Source organism: Streptomyces sp. NPDC051243, assembly GCF_044455405.1.
In the GTDB taxonomy this organism is placed as follows: domain Bacteria; phylum Actinomycetota; class Actinomycetes; order Streptomycetales; family Streptomycetaceae; genus Streptomyces.
This window is the reverse complement of the sequence record NZ_JBITES010000023.1, coordinates 123,286-146,683: the sequence shown is the minus strand read 5'-3', so window position 1 is coordinate 146,683 and position 23,398 is coordinate 123,286. Positions and strand designations below refer to the sequence as shown.

Genomic DNA, 23,398 nt, shown 5'->3' with positions numbered 1-23,398 from the left:
CCCCCCCCCCCCCCCCCCCCCCCCCCCCCCCCCCCCCCCCCCCCCCCCCCCCCCCCCCCCCCCCCCCCCCCCCCCCCCCCCCCCCCCCCCCCCCCACGTTTCTGCTGACTGGGTCGAACCCGCGTGGAGCGCTCAGCTCTCCTCGGCGTGGGTGACCGCGCGACGCGCGTCCGCGTCCAGCACACCCCAGCTGATCAGCTGTTCCGTCAGGACCGAGGGCGACTGGTCATAAATGACGGCGAGTGTGCGCAGGTCGTCCTGGCGGATCGAGAGCACCTTGCCGTTGTAGTCACCGCGCTGCGACTGGATGGTCGCGGCATAGCGCTGCAGGGGACCCGCCTTCTCGGCCGGCACGTGAGCCAGCCGCTCCAGGTCCAGGACCAGCTTCGGCGGCGGCTCGGCGGCGCCGCCCGGCGTGGTGCCGGGAAGCAGCTCCTGCACCGGAACGCCGTAGAAATCCGCCAGCTCGGCGAGGCGCTGCACGGTCACGGCGCGGTCGCCGCGCTCGTACGAACCGACCACGACGGCCTTCCAGCGTCCCTGGGACTTCTCCTCGACACCGTGAAGGGAAAGGCCCTGCTGGGTGCGGATGGCCCGGAGCTTGGCCCCGAGCTGTTTGGCGTATTCGCTGGACATATAGCTCCCCGGCACTGGGTCGACGCGACTGGCTTGGGTTCCATGCCGCGCGGTTGGTAACTCACTGTGAGGTTACGCAGCGTTACTCTGGCGCGTCAAGCCGAATGGTCCACACCGACGCTTCCGTGCTATCGGTGGCCGATTGGGCCAGGGGGGTGACGGGGGGTGTGTCGGTGGCCTGCTACGGTGGATGGCGCAAACCAGACGTCCTTTAAGGTCCGTCCCGTGAGGCGGAGAAGGAGGTCCCTTTCGTATGGACAGGCAGCAGGACACGCAAGCGTCCGACGCCAGGCCCGTTCTCGAAGGCCCTGACATCGCGCGGGTGTTGACCCGCATCGCCCACGAGATCGTCGAGCGCGCCAAGGGCGCCGACGACGTGGTGCTCCTCGGAATTCCCACCCGAGGCGTCTTCCTCGCCCAGCGGCTCGCCGCCAAGCTCGAGGAGATCACCGAGCGCAAGATCCCGGTCGGGTCGCTGGACATCACCATGTACCGCGACGACCTGCGCATGCACCCGCCGCGCGCGCTGGCCCGCACCGACATCCCCGGTGACGGCCTCGACGGCCGCCTCGTCGTCCTCGTCGACGACGTCCTGTTCTCCGGCCGCACCATCCGCGCCGCCCTCGACGCCCTGAACGACATCGGTCGTCCGCGCGCGGTCCAGCTCGCGGTCCTGGTCGACCGCGGCCACCGCGAACTGCCCATCCGCGCCGACTACGTCGGCAAGAACATCCCCACGTCGTTGCGGGAGACGGTCAAGGTCCAGCTCGCCGAGGAGGACGGTCGCGACACCGTGCTGCTCGGTGCCAAGCAGACCCCCCAGTAGCGCCCACGGCGTACGGCCGCCGCCGTACGCCCGCTCAGTGCGCCCTCACGCGCACCCGTCTGCCCGAATCGTCCTTCATGAACTGCCTTACGGAGCCTGAAAGATGCAGCGTCATCTCATCTCGGCCGCCGACCTCACCCGCGACGACGCCGTCCTGATCCTCGACACCGCCGAGGAGATGGCCCGGGTCGCCGACCGGCCGATCAAGAAGCTGCCGACCCTGCGCGGCCGCACCGTCGTGAACCTCTTCTTCGAGGACTCCACGCGCACGCGTATCTCCTTCGAGGCCGCCGAGAAGCGGCTGTCGGCGGACGTCATCAACTTCTCCGCCAAGGGGTCGAGCGTGTCCAAGGGCGAGTCCCTGAAGGACACCGCCCAGACCCTGGAGGCCATGGGCGTCGACGCCGTCGTCATCCGGCACGGCGCCTCCGGAGCGCCGTACCGCCTCGCCAACTCCGGCTGGATCGACGCGGCCGTCATCAACGCCGGCGACGGGACCCACCAGCACCCGACGCAGGCCCTGTTGGACGCCTTCACGATGCGGCGCCGGCTCGTCGGGCGGGACGCCGGGATCGGGCAGGACCTCGCCGGCAAGCGCATCACAATCGTCGGCGACGTCCTGCACAGCCGCGTCGCCCGCTCCAACGTCGACCTGCTGCACACCCTCGGCGCCGAGGTCACCCTCGTCGCCCCGCCGACCCTGGTGCCGGTCGGCGTCGAGACCTGGCCGTGCGAGGTGTCGTACGACCTCGACAGCACCCTTCCGAAGTCCGACGCGGTGATGATGCTGCGCGTGCAGCGCGAGCGGATGAACGCCGCGTTCTTCCCGACCGAGCGCGAGTACTCGCGGCGCTACGGCCTCGACGGCGACCGCATGGCGCGGATGCCCGAGGAAGCCATCGTGATGCACCCCGGCCCGATGGTCCGCGGGATGGAGATCACCGCCGAGGTCGCCGACTCGGAGCGCTGCACCGCCATCGAGCAGGTCGCAAACGGAGTGTCCATCCGGATGGCCGTTCTGTATCTGCTGCTGGGCGGCAACGAGCCCGCCGTCACCCACACCCGTACCGAGGAGAAGTAAGACAGATGAGCAAGATCCTGATCCGTGGTGCGAAGGTGCTCGGCGGCGAGCCGCAGGACGTGCTGATCGACGGTGCCGTCATCGAGGCGGTCGGCACGGGGCTCTCGGACGAGGGCGCCCAGGTCGTCGAGGCGGCGGGCAAGGTGCTGCTGCCGGGCCTGGTCGACCTGCACACGCACCTGCGTGAGCCGGGCCGCGAGGACTCCGAGACCGTCCTCACCGGCACGCGCGCGGCGGCCTCCGGCGGCTACACGGCCGTGTTCGCCATGGCCAACACCTTCCCGGTGGCCGACACCGCCGGTGTCGTCGAGCAGGTCTACCGGCTCGGGCAGGAGCACGGCTACTGCGACGTGCAGCCCATCGGTGCCGTGACCGTCGGCCTGGAGGGCAAGAAGCTCGCCGAGCTGGGCGCCATGCACGAGTCGGCGGCGGGCGTCACCGTGTTCTCCGACGACGGCAAGTGCGTCGACGACGCCGTGATCATGCGGCGGGCGCTGGAGTACGTGAAGGCCTTCGGCGGTGTCGTCGCCCAGCACGCGCAGGAGCCGCGGCTGACCGAGGGCGCCCAGATGAACGAGGGCGTCGTCTCCGCCGAGCTGGGTCTGGGCGGCTGGCCCGCGGTGGCCGAGGAATCGATCATCGCCCGGGATGTCCTCCTCGCCGAGCACGTCGGTTCGCGCGTCCACATCTGCCACCTCTCGACCGCGGGCTCGGTCGAGATCGTCCGCTGGGCCAAGTCCCGCGGCATCGACGTCACCGCCGAGGTCACCCCGCACCACCTGCTCCTCACCGACGAGCTGGTGCGCACCTACAACCCGGTCTACAAGGTGAACCCGCCGCTGCGCACCGAGCGTGACGTGCTGGCGCTGCGCGAGGCGCTCGCCGACGGCACGATCGACATCGTCGCCACGGACCACGCCCCGCACCCGCACGAGGACAAGGACTGCGAGTGGGCCGCGGCCGCCATGGGGATGGTCGGCCTGGAGACCGCGTTGTCAGTGGTGCAGGAGACCATGGTGGACACCGGGCTCCTCACCTGGGCCGGGGTCGCCGAGCGCATGTCCTTCAAGCCCGCCCGGATCGGGCAGGCCAAGGGCCACGGCCGTCCCGTCTCGGCTGGTGAGCCCGCCAACCTCACGCTCGTCGACACGGAATACCGTGGGTCCGTGGACCCCGCGGGCTTCGCCTCGCGCAGCCGCAACACTCCGTACGAGGGGCGTGAGCTGCCGGGCCGTGTGACGCACACGTGGCTCCGGGGCAAGGCCACGCTCGTCGACGGGAAGCTCACGTGACACCTGCAACACTGCTCGCAGCCGGCACCGGACTCGCTGCCGATCAGAAGTCGGCCGAGGTGACCGACTGGGCCGCCCGCATCGGCTGGGTCGTCGGACTCGCCCTCTTCGTCGCGCTCGTCTACTGGCTGATGCGCGAGGGATGGAAGTGGCGCGGCACGCTCCAGGGCGACCTGCCCGAGCTGCCCAGCGCGCCGGACGACCCCGGCCCGGCGAGACTGAGCATGAGCGGCCGCTACCACGGCTCCACCACCGCCGGTCAGTGGCTGGACCGCATCGTGGCGCACGGCCTCGGTACCCGCAGCCGGGTCGAGCTCACGCTGACGGACGCGGGACTGGACGTCGTACGCCCCGGCGCGACCGACTTCTTCGTCCCGGCCGCGCAGCTGCGCGAGGCCCGGCTCGACAAGGGCATCGCCGGCAAGGTCCTGACCGAGGGCGGTCTGCTCGTGGTGACCTGGGCGCACGGCGAGCGGCTGATCGACTCCGGGTTCCGCTCGGACCACGCGGCGGAGCACAACGAGTGGGTCGACGTCATTAACTCCATGATCAACACCAACAGCACGGAAGGCGCCGAACGATGACGACCTCCACAAGGGGAGCCACCAGGGTTCCCGCGGTACTCGTCCTGGAGGACGGCCGGATCTTCCGCGGCCGTGCCTACGGGGCCGTGGGGGTGACCTTCGGCGAGGCCGTGTTCTCCACCGGCATGACCGGCTACCAGGAGACGCTCACCGACCCGTCGTACCACCGCCAGGTCGTGGTGATGACCGCCCCGCACGTCGGCAACACCGGCGTCAACGACGAGGACCCGGAGAGCAAGCGGATCTGGGTCGCCGGCTACGTCGTACGCGACCCCGCGCGCGTGCCGTCCAACTGGCGCGCCAAGCGCTCGCTGGACGACGAACTGCGCCACCAGGGTGTCGTCGGCATCTCCGGCATCGACACACGCGCGCTGACGCGTCACCTGCGTGAGCGCGGTGCCATGCGGGTCGGCATCTTCTCCGGCAACGCGCTGCCCGACGAGGGCACCATGCTCGCCGAGGTCCGCCAGGCCCCCGAGATGAAGGGCGCCGACCTCTCCGCCGAGGTCGCCACCAAGGAGGCGTACGTCGTCCCGGCGATCGGCGAGAAGAAGTTCACCGTCGCCGCCGTCGACCTCGGCATCAAGGGCATGACCCCGCACCGGATGGCCGAGCGCGGCATCGAGGTGCACGTGCTGCCCGCCACGGCGACCGCCGAGGACGTGTACGCCGTGAACCCCGACGGCGTGTTCTTCTCCAACGGCCCCGGCGACCCGTCCACCGCCGACCACCCGGTCTCCGTCATGCAGGCCGTCCTGGAGCGCGGCACCCCGCTGTTCGGCATCTGCTTCGGCAACCAGATCCTGGGCCGCGCGCTCGGATTCGGCACCTACAAGCTGAAGTACGGCCACCGCGGCATCAACCAGCCGGTGCAGGACCGCACGACCGGCAAGGTCGAGGTCACCGCGCACAACCACGGCTTCGCCGTGGACGCTCCGCTCGACAAGGTCTCCGACACCCCCTACGGCCGTGCCGAGGTCTCCCACGTCTGCCTCAACGACAACGTGGTGGAGGGCCTCCAGCTCCTCGACAAGCCGGCCTTCAGCGTCCAGTACCACCCCGAAGCAGCCGCGGGTCCGCACGACGCCGCCTACCTGTTCGACCGCTTCGTATCCCTGATGGAGGGCCAGCGTGCCTAAGCGCACCGATATCCAGTCCGTCCTGGTCATCGGCTCCGGCCCGATCGTCATCGGCCAGGCCGCCGAGTTCGACTACTCCGGCACGCAGGCGTGCCGGGTCCTGAAGGCCGAGGGCCTCAGGGTCATCCTCGTGAACTCCAACCCGGCGACGATCATGACCGACCCGGAGATCGCCGACGCGACCTACGTCGAGCCGATCACCCCCGAGTTCGTCGAGAAGATCATCGCCAAGGAGCGCCCGGACGCGCTGCTGCCCACCCTGGGCGGCCAGACGGCCCTCAACACCGCGATCTCGCTGCACGAGAACGGCGTCCTGGACAAGTACGGCGTGGAACTGATCGGCGCCAACGTCGAGGCCATCCACAAGGGCGAGGACCGCGACCAGTTCAAGCTGGTCGTCGACGCGGTCAACGCCAAGATCGGGCACGGCGAGTCCGCCCGCTCGGTCATCTGCCACTCCATGGACGACGTCCTCAAGGGCGTCGAGACCCTCGGCGGCTACCCGGTCGTCGTCCGCCCGTCCTTCACCATGGGCGGCGCCGGCTCCGGCTTCGCGCACGACGAGGAGGAGCTGCGCCGCATCGCCGGACAGGGCCTGACCCTGTCTCCCACCACCGAGGTGCTCCTGGAGGAGTCCATCCTCGGCTGGAAGGAGTACGAGCTGGAGCTGATGCGCGACAAGCACGACAACGTCGTGGTCGTCTGCTCCATCGAGAACTTCGACCCGATGGGCGTGCACACCGGCGACTCGATCACCGTCGCGCCCGCGATGACGCTGACCGACCGCGAGTACCAGATCCTGCGCGACATCGGCATCGCCGTCATCCGTGAGGTCGGCGTCGACACCGGCGGCTGCAACATCCAGTTCGCGGTGAACCCGGACGACGGCCGCGTCATCGTCATCGAGATGAACCCGCGCGTGTCGCGCTCGTCGGCCCTCGCCTCCAAGGCGACCGGCTTCCCGATCGCCAAGATCGCCGCCAAGCTGGCCGTCGGCTACACCCTCGACGAGATCCCGAACGACATCACGCAGGAGACCCCGGCCTCCTTCGAGCCCACGCTCGACTACGTGGTCGTCAAGGCCCCGCGGTTCGCCTTCGAGAAGTTCCCGAGCGCCGACTCCACCCTCACGACCACCATGAAGTCGGTGGGTGAGGCCATGGCGATCGGCCGCAACTTCACGGAGGCCTTCCAGAAGGCGCTGCGCTCGCTGGAGAAGAAGGGCAGCCAGTTCACCTTCGTCGGCGAGCCCGGCGACAAGGAGGAGCTGCTGCGCGAGGCCGTACGGCCCACCGACGGCCGTATCAACGCCGTCATGCAGGCCATCCGCGCGGGCGCCACGCCCGAGGAGGTCTTCGAGTACACGAAGATCGACCCCTGGTTCGTCGACCAGCTCTTCCTGATCAAGGAGATCGCCGACGAACTCGCCGAGGCCCCGGAGCTCACGCCCGACCTGCTCGCCGAGGCCAAGCGGCACGGCTTCTCCGACCAGCAGATCGGCGAGATCCGCGGGCTGCGCGAGGACGTCGTGCGCGAGGTGCGGCACGCGCTCGGCATCCGCCCGGTCTACAAGACGGTCGACACCTGCGCCGCCGAGTTCGCGGCCAAGACGCCGTACTTCTACTCCTCGTACGACGAGGAGACGGAGGTGGCTTCCCGCGAGAAGCCGGCCGTCATCATCCTGGGCTCCGGTCCCAACCGCATCGGCCAGGGCATCGAGTTCGACTACTCCTGCGTCCACGCCTCCTTCGCGCTGAGCGACGCCGGGTACGAGACCGTGATGGTCAACTGCAACCCGGAGACCGTCTCCACGGACTACGACACCTCCGACCGCCTGTACTTCGAGCCGCTGACGCTGGAAGACGTGCTGGAGATCGTCCACGCGGAGCAGCAGGCCGGCCCCGTGGCGGGCGTGGTGGTCCAGCTGGGCGGCCAGACCCCGCTGGGCCTGTCGCAGGCGCTCAAGGACAACGGCGTGCCGATCGTGGGCACTTCGCCGGAGGCGATCCACGCGGCCGAGGACCGGGGCGCGTTCGGACGCGTCCTCGCGGAGGCCGGCCTCCCGGCCCCCAAGCACGGCACCGCCACCACCTTCGCCGAGGCCAAGGCCATCGCCGACGAGATCGGCTACCCGGTCCTGGTGCGGCCGTCGTACGTCCTCGGCGGGCGCGGCATGGAGATCGTGTACGACGAGACACGGCTGTCGTCCTACATCGCCGAGTCGACCGAGATCAGCCCCTCCCGGCCGGTGCTGGTCGACCGCTTCCTCGACGACGCGATCGAGATCGACGTCGACGCGCTCTACGACGGCCAGGAGCTCTACCTCGGCGGTGTCATGGAGCACATCGAGGAGGCCGGCATCCACTCCGGCGACTCGGCGTGCGCCCTGCCGCCGATCACCCTGGGCGGCTTCGACATCAAGCGCCTGCGGGCCTCCACCGAGGCCATCGCCCGCGGCGTAGGCGTGCGCGGCCTGATCAACATCCAGTTCGCGATGGCCGGCGACATCCTCTACGTCCTGGAGGCCAACCCGCGCGCGTCCCGCACGGTCCCCTTCACCTCGAAGGCGACCGCGGTGCCGCTGGCGAAGGCCGCCGCCCGGATCTCGCTGGGCGCGACCATCGCCGAACTGCGGGCGGAGGGCCTGCTTCCGGCGACCGGCGACGGTGGTGAACTGCCGCTGGACGCGCCGATCTCCGTCAAGGAGGCCGTCATGCCGTGGTCGCGCTTCCGCGACATCCACGGCCGCGGCGTCGACACCGTCCTCGGCCCGGAGATGCGCTCCACCGGCGAGGTCATGGGCATCGACTCCGTCTTCGGCACGGCGTACGCCAAGTCGCAGGCTGGCGCCTACGGCCCGCTGCCCACCAAGGGCCGCGCCTTCATCTCGGTCGCCAACCGCGACAAGCGCTCGATGATCTTCCCCGCGCGTGAACTGGTCGCCCACGGCTTCGAGTTGCTCGCCACGTCCGGCACGGCCGAGGTCCTCAGGCGCAACGGCATCAACGCCACTGTCGTGCGCAAGCAGTCCGAGGGCACCGGCCCGAACGGCGAGCGCACCATCGTCCAGCTCATCCACGACGGCGAGGTCGACCTCATCGTCAACACCCCGTACGGCACCGGCGGCCGCCTCGACGGCTACGACATCCGTACGGCGGCCGTGGCGCGGTCCGTCCCGTGTCTGACGACGGTCCAGGCGCTCGCCGCGGCCGTCCAGGGCATCGACGCCCTCAACCACGGTGACGTCGGCGTGCGTTCACTGCAGGAACACGCCGAGCATCTGACCGCGGCCCGCGACTAGCAGCCCTGAGGGGGACACCGGAAACGGTGTCCCCCTCTTCATGAGGCTCACCGAGGCTTCAAGAGGACACCGACATGTACAAGATTTTCTTCCGTCTGGTCTTCCAGTGGATGGACCCGGAGCAGGCGCACCACCTGGCGTTCCGGTGGATCCGCCTGGCCGTGCGCATCCCCGTGCTGCGCACGTTCGTCGCGGCCGCCCTCGCGCCGCGCTACAAGGAACTGCGCACCGAGGCCTTCGGGCTGCGGATGCACGGCCCCTTCGGGCTCGCCGCCGGCTTCGACAAGAACGCGGTCGCGATCGACGGAATGTCGATGCTCGGCTTCGACCACGTCGAGATCGGCACCGTCACGGGGGAGGCCCAGCCGGGCAACCCCAAGAAGCGGCTGTTCCGCCTGGTGAAGGACCGGGCGCTGATCAACCGCATGGGCTTCAACAACGAGGGCTCGCTGGCCGTGGCGGCCCGCCTGGCGTCCCGTGAGCCGGTCTTCAGGACCGTCGTGGGCGTCAACATCGGCAAGACCAAGGTCGTTCCGGAGGAGGAGGCCGTCCTCGACTACGTGAAGTCGACGGAGCGGCTGGCGCCGTACGCCGACTACCTGGTGGTCAACGTCTCCTCGCCCAACACGCCCGGCCTGCGCAACCTCCAGGCCACCGAGGCGCTGCGCCCCCTGCTGACCGCCGTCCGTGAGGCCGCCGACCGTACGGTGACCAGCCGTCGCGTTCCGCTGCTCGTGAAGATCGCGCCCGACCTCGCCGACGAGGACGTGGACGCGGTCGCCGACCTGGCCGTGGAGCTGGGCCTGGACGGGATCATCGCCACGAACACCACCGTCGCGCGCGAGGGACTCGGTCTGAGATCCGAACCCTCACTGGTCAAGGAGGCCGGCGGGCTCTCCGGGGCGCCTGTGAAGGCGCGCTCGCTGGAGGTCCTGCGGCGGCTGTACGCGCGCGTGGGCGACCGGATCGTCCTGGTGGGCGTGGGCGGTGTCGAGAACGCCGAGGACGCCTGGCAGCGGATCCTGGCGGGCGCCACCCTGGTCCAGGGATACAGCGCCTTCATCTACGAGGGTCCCTTCTGGGGCCGCGCCATCCACAAGGGCCTCGCCGCCCGGCTGCGCACCAGCCCGTACGCCACCCTCGCCGACGCGGTCGGCGCCGATGTCAGGAAGGCAAGGAAGACCGCATGAGTGCTCTGGAGCCCTTTGGCGCACGACTTCGCCGGGTCATGGACGAGCGCGGCCCGTTGTGCGTCGGCATCGACCCGCACGCGTCCCTGCTGGCCGAATGGGGCTTGAACGACGACGTGGCCGGCCTGGAGCGGTTCAGCGGCACGGTCGTCGAGGCGATGGCCGACCGGGTCGCCGTGCTCAAGCCGCAGAGCGCGTTCTTCGAGCGCTTCGGCTCGCGTGGCGTCGCCGTCCTGGAGAAGTCGGTCGCGGACGCGCGGGCTGCCGGTGCGCTGGTGGTGATGGACGCCAAGCGCGGCGACATCGGTTCGACCATGGCCGCCTACGCCGAGTCCTTCCTCCACAAGGACTCCCCGCTGTTCTCGGACGCGCTGACCGTCTCGCCGTACCTCGGCTACGGCTCGCTCTCACCGGCCGTCGCGCTGGCCCGCGAGAGCGGCACCGGCCTCTTCGTCCTCGCGCTGACCTCCAACCCGGAGGGCGGCGAGGTCCAGCACGCGGTCCGCGCGGACGGCCGTGACGTCGGCGCGACCATGCTGGCGCACCTGGCGGCCGAAAACGTGGGGGAGGAGCCCATGGGGTCCTTCGGCGCGGTGGTCGGCGCCACGCTCGGCGACCTGTCCAGGTACGACCTCGACATCAACGGTCCCCTCCTCGCGCCCGGCATCGGGGCCCAGGGGGCCACACCGGCCGATCTGCCGCGGGTGTTCGGCGCCGCGGTGCGCAATGTCGTGCCGAACGTCAGCCGGGGTGTGCTGCGGCACGGACCCGACGTCGTCGCGCTGCGTGAGGCCGCGTCACGCTTCGCTGATGAGGTCCGCGCGGCTGTGTCGGCCGACTGACCGTCGTCAGGGACGTTCGAGCCCCCGCGGGAGACCTCCGACGAGTGACTCGGGGCGGACTTGAGTCTGAATACATCCTCAAATCCGGGGCATTATGTCCTAAATGTCCGGCCTGACGGAGGCTGACCAGGACTTTTCCGCTGTTCTCGCTGACTCTGGCGGACTTGCCCGCTAGTCTCCGACGAGAGTGAACGGGCAAGCGTGTTGCTCGTAGCTCCCCAGGTGTGGGGCGACTAGGTTCCTCACCGGTCCGTATCCGACAGTTCGACATCCGAGGTGACGTAGGCGTGGCTCTTCCGCCCCTTACCCCTGAACAGCGCGCAGCCGCGCTCGAAAAGGCCGCCGCGGCTCGCCGGGAGCGGGCCGAGGTCAAGAATCGACTCAAGCACTCCGGCGCCTCCCTTCACGAGGTCATCAAGCAGGGTCAGGAGAACGACGTCATCGGCAAGATGAAGGTCTCCGCCCTGCTCGAGTCCCTGCCGGGCGTGGGCAAGGTCCGCGCCAAGCAGATCATGGAGCGACTCGGCATCTCCGAGAGCCGCCGCGTGCGCGGTCTCGGCTCCAACCAGATCGCTTCCCTGGAGCGTGAGTTCGGCAGCACCGGCTCCTGAGTCCGGGCCCTCCGGACCGGGAGTCCCGGGCACTCCGGGATTGCTGGAATAATCGCTGCATGAGTGAACGTCCGCGGCTGACCGTGCTCTCCGGCCCCTCCGGGGTCGGCAAGAGCACGGTCGTCGCCCATATGCGCAAGGAACACCCCGAGGTCTGGCTCTCGGTGTCGGCGACGACCCGCAAGCCCCGCCCCGGCGAGCGGCACGGAGTCCACTACTTCTTCGTCACCGACGACGAGATGGACAAGCTGATCGCCAACGGCGAGCTGCTGGAGTGGGCCGAGTTCGCCGGCAACCGCTACGGCACGCCGCGTGCGGCCGTGATGGAGCGGCTGGAGGCGGGTGAGCCCGTCCTCCTGGAGATCGACCTCCAGGGCGCGCGGCAGGTCCGCGAGTCCATGGCCGAGGCCCAGCTGGTGTTCCTGGCTCCTCCCTCCTGGGAGGAACTGGTGCGCAGACTCACCGGACGTGGCACCGAGCCGCCCGAGGTGATCGAACGCCGCCTGGACGCGGCGAAGGTCGAGCTGGCGGCCGAGCCGGAGTTCGACGTGACCTTGGTCAACACCTCCGTCGAGGACGTGGCGCGCGAGCTGCTAGCCTTGATGGACGTTGTGTGATCGTGACTGATCGTCCAAGCTTGATCATTTCGTTCAGGCTTGATCAGTCACTCTGAATCTTTCCCATCCATCGGAAGGTAGAGCGTGTCCTCTTCCATCTCCGCGCCCGAGGGCATCATCAACCCGCCGATCGACGAGCTCCTCGAGGCCACCGACTCGAAGTACAGCCTCGTGATCTACGCGGCCAAGCGGGCCCGCCAGATCAACGCGTACTACTCGCAGCTCGGCGAGGGCCTCCTCGAGTACGTCGGTCCGCTCGTCGACACCCACGTGCACGAGAAGCCGCTCTCGATCGCCCTGCGCGAGATCAACGCGGGTCTGCTGACGTCCGAGGCCGTCGAGGGCCCGGCGCAGTAAGTGCGATTTACAGCCTGCGGCTGACTTTTCCACAGGCCCGGCAGCGCGACTGCCGGGCCTGTGGTGTGTAGTGGAGTCGTGCGCTCGTCCCTGGCGCACGCGAGCCGATTGCGGGGAGAGACGGTGGACAAGCCGAAGGTCGTTCTGGGGGTCAGTGGCGGCATCGCCGCGTACAAGGCCTGTGAGCTGCTGCGCAGACTCACGGAGTCCGGCCATGACGTCCGGGTCGTGCCCACCGCCTCCGCACTGCACTTCGTCGGCGCCGCCACCTGGTCCGCCCTGTCCGGCAACCCCGTCTCGACGGAGGTCTGGGACGACGTCCACGAGGTGCCGCACGTCCGCATCGGCCAGCACGCCGACCTGGTGGTCGTCGCCCCGGCCACGGCCGACACGCTCGCCAAGGCCGCGCACGGCCTCGCCGGCGACCTGCTGACCAACACCCTGCTCACCGCCCGCTGTCCGGTCGTCTTCGCCCCCGCCATGCACACCGAGATGTGGGAGCACCCGGCCACCCAGGAGAACGTGGCGACGCTGCGCCGACGGGGCGCGGTCGTCATCGAGCCCGCCGTCGGCCGGCTCACCGGCGTCGACACGGGCAAGGGGCGGCTGCCCGAGCCGGCCGAGATCTTCGAGGTCTGCCGCAGGGTGCTGGCCCGGGGGGTCACCGAGCCGGACCTGAAGGGCCGGCACGTCGTGGTGAGCGCCGGCGGCACCCGCGAGCCCCTCGACCCCGTCCGCTTCCTCGGCAACCGCTCCTCCGGCAAGCAGGGCTACGCCCTCGCCCGCACCGCCGCCGCCCGGGGTGCCCGGGTGACGCTGATCGCGGCCAACACCGGGCTGCCCGACCCGGCGGGCGTGGACGTCGTGCAGGTCGGCACTGCCGTACAGCTGCGGGAGGCGGTCCTCAAGGCGACCGCGGACGCCGACGCAGTGGTCATGGCGGCGGCGGTCGCGGACTTCCGCCCCGCTTCCTACGCCGCCGGAAAGATCAAGAAGAAGGACGACCAGGAGCCGGAGCCCATCGTCCTGGTGCGGAATCCGGACATCCTCGCGGAGATATCGACCGACCGGGCCCGCCCGGGACAGGTGATCGTCGGCTTCGCCGCCGAGACGGACGACGTCCTCGCGAACGGCCGCAAGAAGCTGGCGCACAAGGGGTGCGACCTCCTCGTGGTGAACGAGGTGGGCGAGCGCAAGACCTTCGGCTCCGAGGAGAACGAGGCGGTCGTACTGGGCGCCGACGGCAGCGAGACGCCCGTACCGCACGGGCCCAAGGAAGCCTTGGCCGAAATTGTGTGGGACCTGGTGACGCGGCGACTGGGGTGAATGTTTGATGCGCTGCGGGCCTCCCCCGATTCGGGTGTGGCGACCCTGGCCAGAGCGCGTGGCATTCGGCAGAATGCCCGTGCCGCAGGTCACAGCGCTCCCGAGAGGCGAGACAGGGGGTCCGTGACCGAGCACGACAGATAAACTGTCCTCGGACGACGCCGGGCGCAGCCCCCGTCCCGTCCGCCAATGATCAGCCAGCAGCCGCTGCAACCCCAGGGAGCGTTGTGTCCCGTCGCCTGTTCACCTCGGAGTCCGTGACCGAGGGTCACCCCGACAAGATCGCTGACCAGATCAGCGACACCATTCTCGACGCGCTTCTGCGCGAGGACCCGACCTCCCGGGTCGCGGTCGAGACCCTGATCACGACCGGTCTGGTGCACGTGGCCGGAGAGGTCACGACCAAGACGTACGCGGACATCGCGACGCTGGTCCGCAACAAGATCCTCGAGATCGGCTACGACTCCTCGAAGAAGGGCTTCGACGGCGCCTCCTGCGGAGTCTCGGTCTCGATCGGCTCGCAGTCGCCGGACATCGCGCAGGGCGTCGACACGGCGTACGAGTCCCGGGTCGAGGGCGACGAGGACGAGCTGGACCGTCAGGGTGCCGGTGACCAGGGCCTGATGTTCGGCTACGCGACGGACGAGACGCCGACGCTGATGCCGCTGCCGATCTTCCTGGCGCACCGCCTGTCGAAGCGTCTGTCCGAGGTCCGCAAGAACGGCACGATCCCCTACCTGCGCCCGGACGGCAAGACGCAGGTCACCATCGAGTACGACGGTGACAAGGCGGTCCGTCTGGACACGGTGGTCGTCTCCTCGCAGCACGCGAGCGACATCGACCTGGACTCCCTTCTCGCCCCGGACATCCGGGAGTTCGTGGTCGAGCCGGAGCTGAAGGCCCTGCTGGACGAGGGCATCAAGCTGGACACCGACGGCTACCGCCTGCTGGTGAACCCGACCGGGCGGTTCGAGATCGGCGGTCCGATGGGTGACGCGGGTCTGACCGGCCGGAAGATCATCATCGACACCTACGGCGGTATGGCGCGGCACGGTGGTGGCGCGTTCTCCGGCAAGGACCCGTCCAAGGTGGACCGTTCGGCGGCGTACGCGATGCGCTGGGTCGCCAAGAACGTGGTCGCGGCGGGTCTGGCCGCGCGCTGCGAGGTGCAGGTGGCGTACGCGATCGGCAAGGCCGAGCCGGTCGGCCTGTTCGTCGAGACCTTCGGCACGGCCAAGATCGACGCCGAGAAGATCGAGAAGGCCATCGACGAGGTCTTCGACCTCCGCCCGGCCGCGATCATCCGCGACCTGGACCTGCTGCGCCCGATCTACGCCCAGACCGCGGCGTACGGTCACTTCGGTCGCGAGCTTCCGGAGTTCACCTGGGAGCGGACGGACCGGGTCGAGGCGCTGCGGAAGGCGGCGGGGCTGTAAGACCCGGCTCCACTGGCTTGTACGAGGCCCGGTGCCCCAAAGGGCGCCGGGCCTCGGTGTGTCCGACGTGGTTGGGGAGGACGCGCGCTCCGTTGCCGTGGGGAACTCGGGCGCCGTCGGTTGTCAGTGGCGTTTGGTAAGAATGCAAGCGTGAGCAGCGAGAACGGGCAGACGGGCGGCGGGGCCGAGGGGGCGCCGCCCGAGCAGCTTGCGCTCATTCGGGAGAGCGTGCGCAAGGCCAAGGTGCCCAAGGCCAAGCCGCGGACCTGGCGGGGGGCCGCGCTGGCCAAGGAGCTGCCCGTGGCGCGGGTGCTGGTCGACAAGGGTGTACTGCACCTGGATCGGTACTTCGACTACGCCGTTCCTGAGGAGCTGGACGCCGACGCGCAGCCGGGCGTCCGGGTGCGCGTGCGGTTCGGGGCCGGGCGGCATCGGGTGCGTGAGGGCCGGCGTGAGGGCGGGGGGCTCATCGACGGGTTCCTTGTCGAGCGGGTCGCCGAGTCCGACTACTCCGGGCCGCTGGCGGCTCTCGCGCAGGTCGTGTCCCCTGAGCGGGTGTTGAGCGAGGAGCTGTTGGGTCTTGCCCGGGCCGTTGCCGATCGGTACGCCGGAGGGCTTGCCGATGTGCTGCAGCTTGCCGTGCCGCCGCGCAGTGCCCGGGCCGAGCAGCGGCCTTCGCCGGAGCCGCTTCCGGTGCCTGGTGTGCCCGAGGTGGCGTCATGGGGGCGGTATGAGCGGGGTGCCGCCTTCCTGGAGTCACTGGCCGCCGGGGGCGCGCCGCGTGCCGTATGGAATGCGCTGCCCGGACCCGAGTGGAGTGAGGAGCTGGCCCGGGCCGTTGGCGCGACGCTGGCCTCCGGGCGCGGGGCGCTCGTCGTGCTGCCGGACGGCAGAGCAGTCGCGCGGGTCGACGCCGCACTGACCTCGTTGATGGGGGAGGGACGGCATGCGGTGCTGACCGCGGACGCCGGGCCCGAGAAGAGGTATCGGGAGTGGCTCGCGGTGCGGCGGGGGAGCGTGCGGGCGGTCGTGGGGACTCGGGCCGCCATGTTCGCCCCGGTGCGCGATCTTGGGTTGGTCGCCCTCTGGGACGACGGCGACGACAGCCACAGCGAGCAGCATGCTCCGCAGCCGCATGCGCGGGAAGTTCTTCTGCTTCGTGCGGCGCAGGACAAGTGCGGCTTCTTGCTGGGGAGTTGGAGCTGCACGGTCGAGGCCGCCCAGCTCGTGGAGAGCGGTTGGGCCCGGCCGTTGGTCGCCGGGCGCGAGCAGGTGCGGGGCGCGGCTCCGCTCGTACGGACCGTCGGGGACGGGGATCTCGCGCGGGACGAGGCGGCTCGGGCCGCCCGGCTGCCCACGCTCGCCTGGCAGGCGGTGCGGGAGGGGCTGCGGCACGGGCCGGTGCTCGTGCAGGTGCCCCGGCGCGGGTACGTGCCGCGGATGGCCTGCGCCAACTGCCGGGCGCCCGCTCGGTGCCGGCACTGCTCCGGGCCGCTGGAGGCGCGGGGTTCCGGAGCCGATCTGCAGTGCGGGTGGTGCGGGCGTGACGAGGGCGCCTGGCACTGTCCGGAGTGCGGTGCGTTCCGCCTGCGGGCTCAGGTGGTGGGGGCGCGGCGGACCGCCGAGGAGTTGGGGCGGGCCTTTCCCGCCGTTCCGGTGCGGACGTCCGGGCGCGAGCATGTGCTGGACACCGTGCCGGGCACGCCCTCGCTGGTCGTGAGTACGCCCGGGGCCGAGCCGGTCGCCGAAGGCGGCTATGCGGCGGCACTGCTGCTGGACGGCTGGGCGATGCTCGGGCGTCCCGATCTGCGGGCTGGGGAGGACGCGTTGCGGCGGTGGATCGCGGCCGCGTCGCTGGTACGGCCGCAGCGGGTCGGCGGGACGGTGGTGGTCGTCGCCGAGCCCACCCTGCGGCCTGTACAGGCGTTGGTGCGGTGGGACCCGGTCGGGCACGCGGTGCGGGAGCTCGCGGAGCGGGCCGAGCTGGGGTTTCCGCCGGTGTCCCGTATGGCGTCCGTGTCCGGGTCGGGGGAGGCGGTCGCCGAGTTCCTCCGTGCGCTCGAACTGCCGCCGGAGGCGGAGGTGTTGGGGCCTGTTCCGTTGCCTGTCACGCCGGTGGGGCGGCCGCGGCGCGTGGGGGCGCCGCCGCCCGGGGAGCACTGGGAGCGGGCGCTGATCCGGGTGCCGCCGGGGCGGGGGGCCGCGTTGGCGACCGCGTTGAAGGCGGCGCAGGCGGCGCGGATGGCTCGGGGAAGTGGAAGTGGCGGTGGGAGTCGTGGTGGGGGTGGTGAGGCCGTGGAGCGGGTGTGGGTTCGGATTGATCCGGCTGATATCGGGTGACGGCCGTATGTCTGGGTGCCAGCGGTGTGCGGTCTGCCGCCGGTATCCCGAGTGCCGCTGATATCGGGTGTGCCGGGTGCCGGTGAGGGCCTCGTGCCGATGGGTGGCTTTTGGTGGACCGGCATGGCTCTGCCCTCCCGGGTGCGCTCCGGGAGGGCAGAGTTAGGGGGGTCAGCCGTTGCGCGGGCCGGGGAAGGCCGTGGGCCTGGCCTCGTCGCGCAGGCCGGGGCTGCCTGCCGTCGGCTGCGTCGGCATGGAGCGGGCCGCGGGGACCGTCGGCACCGTGGGGATGGCGGTGGTGACGTTGACCGTGCGGGTTCCCGACGGCTCGGTCGAACGCTCGGCCTCGGCCGTTGCCTGGGCGGCGGCGCGGCGTGCGCCGTAGCGGCGGTGGACCGCCTGTTTGGTGACGCCGAGCGCGGAACCCACCGCGTCCCAGGAGAAGCCGAGTGAGCGGTCGAAGTCCACGGCTGCCGTGACCAGGGTTTCGACGCTGTCCCGCAGCTCCTGGGCGAGGCGGACCGTCGGGGCGGGGGCGCGTCCGTAGACGACGAAGCCCGTGGAGGGACCGGAGCGGCGCGGGCGGTAGACGTTGCCCAGTTGCGCGGTGAGCGTGCGCAGTGCGTCCACCTGCCGGCGGACCCGCTCGATGTCCCGCACCAGCAAGTGCAGGCTGGCCCGAGCCTGGGCGTCGTGGGTTGCGTGGTCGGCCATGAACAAGCCTCTCGAACCGGCGTTGAAGGAGTGGGCCGCGGATACGGATGCGGCGCATGCGGCCCGTTGTGGTCAACTCTTTCTTGACCAACGCGGGAGTGCTCCGCGGGTCACGCAGTGGGGGCGTATGGGCATATGCCTACGCCCCTGCGCGCGGGGTGTGCGCCTCGGCCTTCGGCCTTGGCTGCCTGCCCGTCCGCGCACCACACGTTTCCAGTTGGGCAAGGGGCTGGACTCTCCCGCGGGAGTCGCGCGCCGTCGGCGGCTCTGCGCTCGCGGGAGCGGTTCGATGGTCTTTGGTGCCGCCGACGTGAGCCCTTGTGGTGGCCAGCCATAGACTTGTGCGTTGCCCAAGCCAACCCCGCCCGAGAGGCCCGTGCCCACCCATGAAGCTTGTCTTCGCCGGTACCCCCGAGGTCGCCGTTCCCGCTCTGGACGCTCTGATCGCCTCCGGGCGGCACGAGGTGGCCGCCGTCGTCACGCGGCCCGACGCGCCGGCCGGGCGTGGGCGCAGGCTGGTGGCCAGCCCGGTGGCCGAGCGGGCCGTGGAAGCCGGGATCGAGGTGCTGAAGCCGGCCAAGCCGCGCGACCCCGAATTCCTGGAGCGGCTCAGGGAGATCGCGCCCGACTGCTGTCCCGTCGTCGCCTACGGAGCCCTGCTGCCGCGCGTCGCCCTCGACATCCCGGCCCACGGCTGGGTCAACCTGCACTTCTCGCTGCTGCCCGCCTGGCGTGGGGCCGCACCCGTGCAGCACGCCATCATGGCGGGCGATGAAATCACCGGGGCGTCCACCTTCCTGATCGAGGAAGGGCTCGACTCCGGGCCCGTCTACGGCACCGTCACCGAGGAGGTCCGGGCCACCGACACCAGCGGTGACCTGCTGACCCGGCTCGCCTTCGCCGGCGCCGGGCTGCTGGCCGCGACCATGGACGGGATCGAGGACGGCACGCTGAAGGCCGTACCGCAGCCGACCGAAGGGATCACCCTCGCCCCCAAGGTCAACGTCGAGGACGCCCACATCGACTGGAGCGCGCCTTCCCTGCGGGTCGACCGGGTCGTGCGTGGGTGCACCCCCGCGCCGGGCGCCTGGACCACCTTCCGCGGTGAGCGTCTCAAGCTCATCCAGGTGCAGCCGGTGCCGGGGCGGGACGATCTCGCGCCCGGTGCGCTCTCCGTCGGGAAGAACAACGTGTACGTCGGAACCGGGTCGTACGCCGTCGAGTTGCTGTGGGTGCAGGCCCAGGGCAAGAAGCCGATGCGGGCCGCGGACTGGGCCCGGGGGGTCAGGATCGACGACGGCGAGATCCTCGGGGTCTGAGCTCCGATCGGGCGGGTGCGCTCGCAGGTCGGCCGGCGGACCGTCCTGCGCGCCGGGACCCTGGTGCGACGTACGCTGTGTGCGTATCTCGATCCAGCAATCCGGAGCACCTTTTTCGTGAGCGACACCTCTCGTCGGCCCCGCAAACCGGGCAAGCCCTACCGACGGCCCAAGAAGGACCCCGTCCGCCTGCTCGCCTTCGAGGCGCTGCGCGCCGTGGACGAGCGGGACGCGTACGCCAATCTCGTGCTGCCGCCGCTGCTGCGGAAGGCGCGGGAGAAGGGTGACTTCGACGGGCGGGACGCCGCGCTCGCGACCGAGCTGGTGTACGGGACGCTGCGGCGGCAGGGGACGTACGACGCCGTCATCGCCGCCTGTGTGGACCGGCCGCTGCGTGAGGTCGACCCGCCGGTGCTCGATGTGCTCAGCCTCGGTGTGCATCAGCTGCTCGGGACGCGGATTCCGTCGCATGCCGCGGTCTCCGCCTCCGTCGAACTCGCCCGTGTCGTGCTCGGGGACGGGCGGGCCAAGTTCGTCAACGCCGTGCTGCGCAAGGTCGCGCAGGACGATCTCGACGGGTGGATCGAGAGGGTCGCGCCGCCGTACGACGAGGATCCCGAGGACCACCTCGCCGTGGTGCACTCGCATCCGCGGTGGGTCGTCTCGGCGCTGTGGGACTCGCTCGGTGGGGGGCGGGACGGGATCGAGCGGTTGCTGGAGGCCGACAACGAGCGGCCCGAGGTGACGCTGGTCGCGCGGCCGGGGCGGGCCACGACCGAGGAACTGCTCGGGGAGGAGGCCACGGTGGCGGGGCGTTGGTCGCCTTATGCCGTGCGGCTTGCCGAGGGTGGGGAGCCGGGCGCCATCGAGGCCGTGCGGGAAGGGCGTGCGGGGGTGCAGGACGAGGGGAGTCAGCTCGTTGCCATCGCCCTTGCCAATGCTCCGTTGGACGGGCGCGATGAGCGGTGGCTGGACGGGTGCGCCGGGCCTGGTGGGAAGGCCGCGTTGCTCGCGGCGTTGGCCGCCGAGCGGGGGGCGTCGTTGCTCGCCTCCGAGAAGCAGCCGCATCGCGCGGGGCTGGTGGCCAAGGCGTTGGAGGGAAATCCGGGGCCGTATCAGGTCATCGCCGCCGACGGGACGCGGCCGGCTTGGCGGGCCGGGAGCTTTGATCGGGTGTTGGTGGATGTTCCCTGCACCGGGCTCGGGGCGTTGCGGCGGCGGCCCGAGGCGCGGTGGCGGCGGCGGCCGGAGGATCTGGAGGGGTTCGCGCCGCTGCAGCGGGGGTTGTTGCGGGCGGCGATCGACTCCGTGCGGGTGGGTGGGGTGGTGGGGTACGCCACTTGCTCGCCGCATCTTGCCGAGACGCGGGCGGTTGTCGAGGACGTGTTGAAGCAGCGGGGTGACGGTGAGTTGATTGATGCTCGGGGCTTGTTGCCGGGGGTGCCTGAGTTGGGGGAGGGGCCTGATGTGCAGTTGTGGCCTCATCTGCATGGGACGGATGCGATGTATCTGGCGTTGATCCGGCGGGTGGGCTGACCCAGGGGCCTCGTCCTCAAACGCCGGACGGGCTGGAAGACGGGTCGGCATGGGGCGCCGGCTCTTCCTGCCGCGCCAGGCTGTGCGGCCACCAGACCTTCGGGCCCACGTCCAGGAACAGTGCCGTCACCAGGACCGAGCGGACGATGAAGGTGTCCAGCAGCACCCCCAGTGCGACCGCGAAGCCGATTTCGGCGAAGGCCACCATGGGAAGGGTGCCGAGGGCTGCGAAGGTGCCGGCCAGGACCAGGCCGGCCGAGGTGATGACCGCGCCGGTGGCGGCAAGGGCGGTGAGCACGCCGGGGCGGGTGCCCTGGTGCGTGGCCTCCTCGCGGATACGGGTCGTGAGGAAGATGTTGTAGTCGATGCCGAGGGCCACCAGGAAGACGAAGAGCGGGAAGTCCGTCGACTCGCCCGCGTAGTCGAAGAGGTGGCGGAACACCAGTGCGCTGATGCCCAGGGCGGCCGTGAAGGACAGGATCACCGTGCCGATCAGCAGGAGCGGGGCGATCAGGGCGCGGAGCAGCGCGCAGAGGATCAGCAGGACGACCAGCAGGACCAGGGGGATGATCAGCACGTTGTCGTGCGTCGTTGCCCTGTCCATGTCCAAGAGGGCCGCTGTACCGCCGCCCACCCGCGCGTCGGCGTCCGGGACCGCGTGGACGGCGTCCCGTACGCGTTCGACGGTCTGTTTCGCCGCCTCGCTGTCGGCGGGATCGCTCATCGTCGCCTCGAAGAGCACCTTGCCGTCGTAGGAGGGCTTCGCGCCGGGCGGAAGGCCGAGCGACTGGGGGACCACGCCGCGTGTGCCGGCCACCGTCCGGCCCACCTGTTCGGCCTGTGCCTGGTTGGTGACGATGACCAGCGGGTCGCCGGCGCCGGCCGGGAAGTAGCGGGCGGAGACCTCCTGGCCGGTGATCGAGTCCGGCTTGTCGGTGAACGCGTCGGCGTTGCTCAGACCCTCGGCGCGCATTTGGACCAGGCCCAGGGAGCAGACCGCCAGGGCGATGGCCGTGGCGATCCAGGTCGTGCGTGGGCGGTGGGAGATACGGCGGCCCATGCGGGCCCAGATGCCTCGCTGGTCCGGGTTCTCCGTGCCCAGGTGGGGGATCACCGGCCAGAAGATCCAGCGGCCGACGATGACGAGGAGGGCGGGGAAGAGCGTGAGCATCGCGACGAGGCCGACCGCGACGCCGATCGCGGCGACCGGGCCGAGGCCGCTCGTCGAGTTCATCTCCGCCGCGAGCAGCACCAGCATGCTGAGGACGACGGTCGCGCCGGAGGCGATCACCGCCGGACCCGCGCGGTGCAGGGCGAGTGCCATCGCCTCGTGGCGGTCCTCGTGGCGGCGCAGTTCCTCCCGGTAGCGGGCCACGAGGAGCAGTGCGTAGTCCGTGCCCGCGCCGAAGACCAGGACCGTGAGGATGCCGGCGCTCTGGCCGTTGACCGTCAGGCCCGTGTGCTCCGCCAGGAGGTAGATGAAGGCCTGCGCGGTGAACAGGGCGGCGATCACGGCGAGGAGGGGGATCAGGAGCAGGGTCGGGCTTCGGTAGGTCAGCAGGAGCATGACGATGACGACCGCCATCGCCGAGAGCAGGAGTGTGGAGTCGATGCCCTCGAACGCCTCGGCGAAGTCGGCGGATGTGCCGCCCGGGCCCGTGATGTGCACGGTCAGACCGCCATCGCCCGTGCCGACGACGTCCCGGACGGAGTCGACGGCCGGCGCTATGCGCTCCCAGCCCTTCTCGTCCATCGTGATCGGGACCTGCACCTGGGCCGCGCGCGGGTCCGCCTCACGGTCGAACACCGGGCCCCGCGTCTCGGCGCCCCGGATGCCGTGGTCGGTGAGCTGCTTCAGCCGGCCCACGTCCGCGGTGATCGCGGCCCGGTCCTGTGCGGTCAGGCCGCCGTCACGGGCGTAGACGACGATCGCCGGTATCTGTTCCGGCCTGAAGTTCTCGGAGATCTCCAGGACTTGGGTGGACTCGGCGGAGCCGGGCAGCCAGGAGGCCGCGTCGTTGTCCTGGGCGTCGGTCAGTTTCTGGGCGAAGGGCGCCATCAGGAACAGCACCACCAGCCACAGGACGAGCACCAGCCACTTGGCGCGCCGCCCGCAGACCAGATGCGCGATGCCCCGCTGTCCCGGCCGCGTCGGCTGCCTCTTCTCCTGGAACTTCTGGACCTTCGTCATGGCCACCCCCGCAGCCGCACAACGATCCGGTCGACCGTCCGGTCGGTCGCCCAGCATGGC

The 23,398-nt window shown here is 70.7% G+C and carries 19 protein-coding genes; 16 read left to right on the top strand and 3 right to left on the bottom strand.

Annotated features, from left to right (window positions below):
• Nucleotides 1-132 precede the first annotated feature (132 nt).
• Nucleotides 133-636, bottom strand: coding sequence for a transcriptional regulator BldD (bldD, locus tag ACIBAG_RS41940; RefSeq protein ID WP_019757325.1), 504 nt, complete (start codon nucleotides 634-636; stop codon nucleotides 133-135).
• A 253-nt stretch (nucleotides 637-889) separates the two neighbouring features.
• Between bldD and pyrR the strand changes: the two genes are divergently transcribed.
• The 14 genes from pyrR to ACIBAG_RS41870 all read left to right on the top strand — a co-directional run bounded on the left by pyrR (nucleotide 890) and on the right by ACIBAG_RS41870 (nucleotide 17,578).
• Nucleotides 890-1,462: a bifunctional pyr operon transcriptional regulator/uracil phosphoribosyltransferase PyrR gene (gene pyrR, locus ACIBAG_RS41935; RefSeq protein WP_399112894.1), complete on the top strand. Its 573-nt coding sequence runs from the start codon at nucleotides 890-892 to the stop codon at nucleotides 1,460-1,462.
• A gap of 103 nt (nucleotides 1,463-1,565) precedes the next feature.
• Complete coding sequence (locus ACIBAG_RS41930) at nucleotides 1,566-2,543, top strand: aspartate carbamoyltransferase catalytic subunit (RefSeq protein WP_399112892.1); 978 nt, start codon at nucleotides 1,566-1,568, stop codon at nucleotides 2,541-2,543.
• 5 nt (nucleotides 2,544-2,548) lie between these two features.
• Nucleotides 2,549-3,835: a dihydroorotase gene (locus tag ACIBAG_RS41925; protein WP_399112891.1), complete on the top strand. Its 1,287-nt coding sequence runs from the start codon at nucleotides 2,549-2,551 to the stop codon at nucleotides 3,833-3,835.
• Entirely contained in the window at nucleotides 3,832-4,419 is a 588-nt protein-coding gene (locus ACIBAG_RS41920; RefSeq protein WP_399112889.1) for a hypothetical protein, read from the top strand. Before ACIBAG_RS41925 ends, ACIBAG_RS41920 begins: the two co-directional genes overlap by 4 nt.
• Nucleotides 4,416-5,558, top strand: a complete 1,143-nt coding sequence (gene carA, locus ACIBAG_RS41915) for a glutamine-hydrolyzing carbamoyl-phosphate synthase small subunit (RefSeq protein ID WP_399112887.1) — start codon at nucleotides 4,416-4,418, stop codon at nucleotides 5,556-5,558. The genes ACIBAG_RS41920 and carA overlap by 4 nt, the downstream gene beginning before the upstream one ends.
• Entirely contained in the window at nucleotides 5,551-8,859 is a 3,309-nt protein-coding gene (gene carB / locus ACIBAG_RS41910; RefSeq protein WP_399112886.1) for a carbamoyl-phosphate synthase large subunit, read from the top strand. The genes carA and carB overlap by 8 nt, the downstream gene beginning before the upstream one ends.
• Before the next feature lie 74 nt (nucleotides 8,860-8,933).
• The gene (locus tag ACIBAG_RS41905) at nucleotides 8,934-10,049 is read left to right on the top strand and encodes a quinone-dependent dihydroorotate dehydrogenase (RefSeq protein WP_399112885.1); all 1,116 of its coding nucleotides are present in this window, start codon (nucleotides 8,934-8,936) and stop codon (nucleotides 10,047-10,049) included.
• Nucleotides 10,046-10,891: an orotidine-5'-phosphate decarboxylase gene (gene pyrF, locus ACIBAG_RS41900; RefSeq protein ID WP_399112883.1), complete on the top strand. Its 846-nt coding sequence runs from the start codon at nucleotides 10,046-10,048 to the stop codon at nucleotides 10,889-10,891. The genes ACIBAG_RS41905 and pyrF overlap by 4 nt, the downstream gene beginning before the upstream one ends.
• 287 nt (nucleotides 10,892-11,178) lie before the next feature.
• Nucleotides 11,179-11,502 (top strand): integration host factor, encoded by a 324-nt coding sequence (locus ACIBAG_RS41895; RefSeq protein WP_003977346.1) that lies wholly within the window; start codon nucleotides 11,179-11,181, stop codon nucleotides 11,500-11,502.
• A gap of 59 nt (nucleotides 11,503-11,561) precedes the next feature.
• Nucleotides 11,562-12,119 carry a guanylate kinase gene (gene gmk / locus ACIBAG_RS41890; RefSeq protein WP_399112881.1) on the top strand — a complete coding sequence of 186 codons (558 nt, stop codon included), beginning with the start codon at nucleotides 11,562-11,564 and terminating at the stop codon, nucleotides 12,117-12,119.
• Between the two features lie 84 nt (nucleotides 12,120-12,203).
• Entirely contained in the window at nucleotides 12,204-12,476 is a 273-nt protein-coding gene (gene rpoZ / locus ACIBAG_RS41885) for a DNA-directed RNA polymerase subunit omega (protein ID WP_003988945.1), read from the top strand.
• Nucleotides 12,477-12,599: 123 nt separating this feature from the next.
• On the top strand, nucleotides 12,600-13,802 hold the full coding sequence (coaBC, locus tag ACIBAG_RS41880; RefSeq protein ID WP_399112879.1) for a bifunctional phosphopantothenoylcysteine decarboxylase/phosphopantothenate--cysteine ligase CoaBC: 1,203 nt from the start codon (nucleotides 12,600-12,602) through the stop codon (nucleotides 13,800-13,802).
• Between the two features lie 227 nt (nucleotides 13,803-14,029).
• Nucleotides 14,030-15,238: a methionine adenosyltransferase gene (gene metK / locus ACIBAG_RS41875; RefSeq protein WP_399112877.1), complete on the top strand. Its 1,209-nt coding sequence runs from the start codon at nucleotides 14,030-14,032 to the stop codon at nucleotides 15,236-15,238.
• A 150-nt stretch (nucleotides 15,239-15,388) separates the two neighbouring features.
• Nucleotides 15,389-17,578, top strand: coding sequence for a primosomal protein N' (locus tag ACIBAG_RS41870; RefSeq protein WP_399112876.1), 2,190 nt, complete (start codon nucleotides 15,389-15,391; stop codon nucleotides 17,576-17,578).
• Between the two features lie 171 nt (nucleotides 17,579-17,749).
• Here the strand turns inward: ACIBAG_RS41870 and ACIBAG_RS41865 are convergent, their stop codons facing one another.
• Complete coding sequence (locus ACIBAG_RS41865; RefSeq protein WP_399112874.1) at nucleotides 17,750-18,292, bottom strand: hypothetical protein; 543 nt, start codon at nucleotides 18,290-18,292, stop codon at nucleotides 17,750-17,752.
• A gap of 386 nt (nucleotides 18,293-18,678) precedes the next feature.
• Between ACIBAG_RS41865 and fmt the strand changes: the two genes are divergently transcribed.
• Entirely contained in the window at nucleotides 18,679-19,611 is a 933-nt protein-coding gene (gene fmt / locus ACIBAG_RS41860) for a methionyl-tRNA formyltransferase (RefSeq protein WP_399112873.1), read from the top strand.
• A 117-nt stretch (nucleotides 19,612-19,728) separates the two neighbouring features.
• Nucleotides 19,729-21,147, top strand: a complete 1,419-nt coding sequence (locus ACIBAG_RS41855; protein ID WP_399112871.1) for an RsmB/NOP family class I SAM-dependent RNA methyltransferase — start codon at nucleotides 19,729-19,731, stop codon at nucleotides 21,145-21,147.
• Between the two features lie 16 nt (nucleotides 21,148-21,163).
• Here ACIBAG_RS41855 and ACIBAG_RS41850 read toward each other — a convergent pair whose 3' ends face one another.
• Complete coding sequence (locus ACIBAG_RS41850; protein ID WP_399112869.1) at nucleotides 21,164-23,338, bottom strand: MMPL family transporter; 2,175 nt, start codon at nucleotides 23,336-23,338, stop codon at nucleotides 21,164-21,166.
• Between the last annotated feature and the right edge of the window lie 60 nt (nucleotides 23,339-23,398).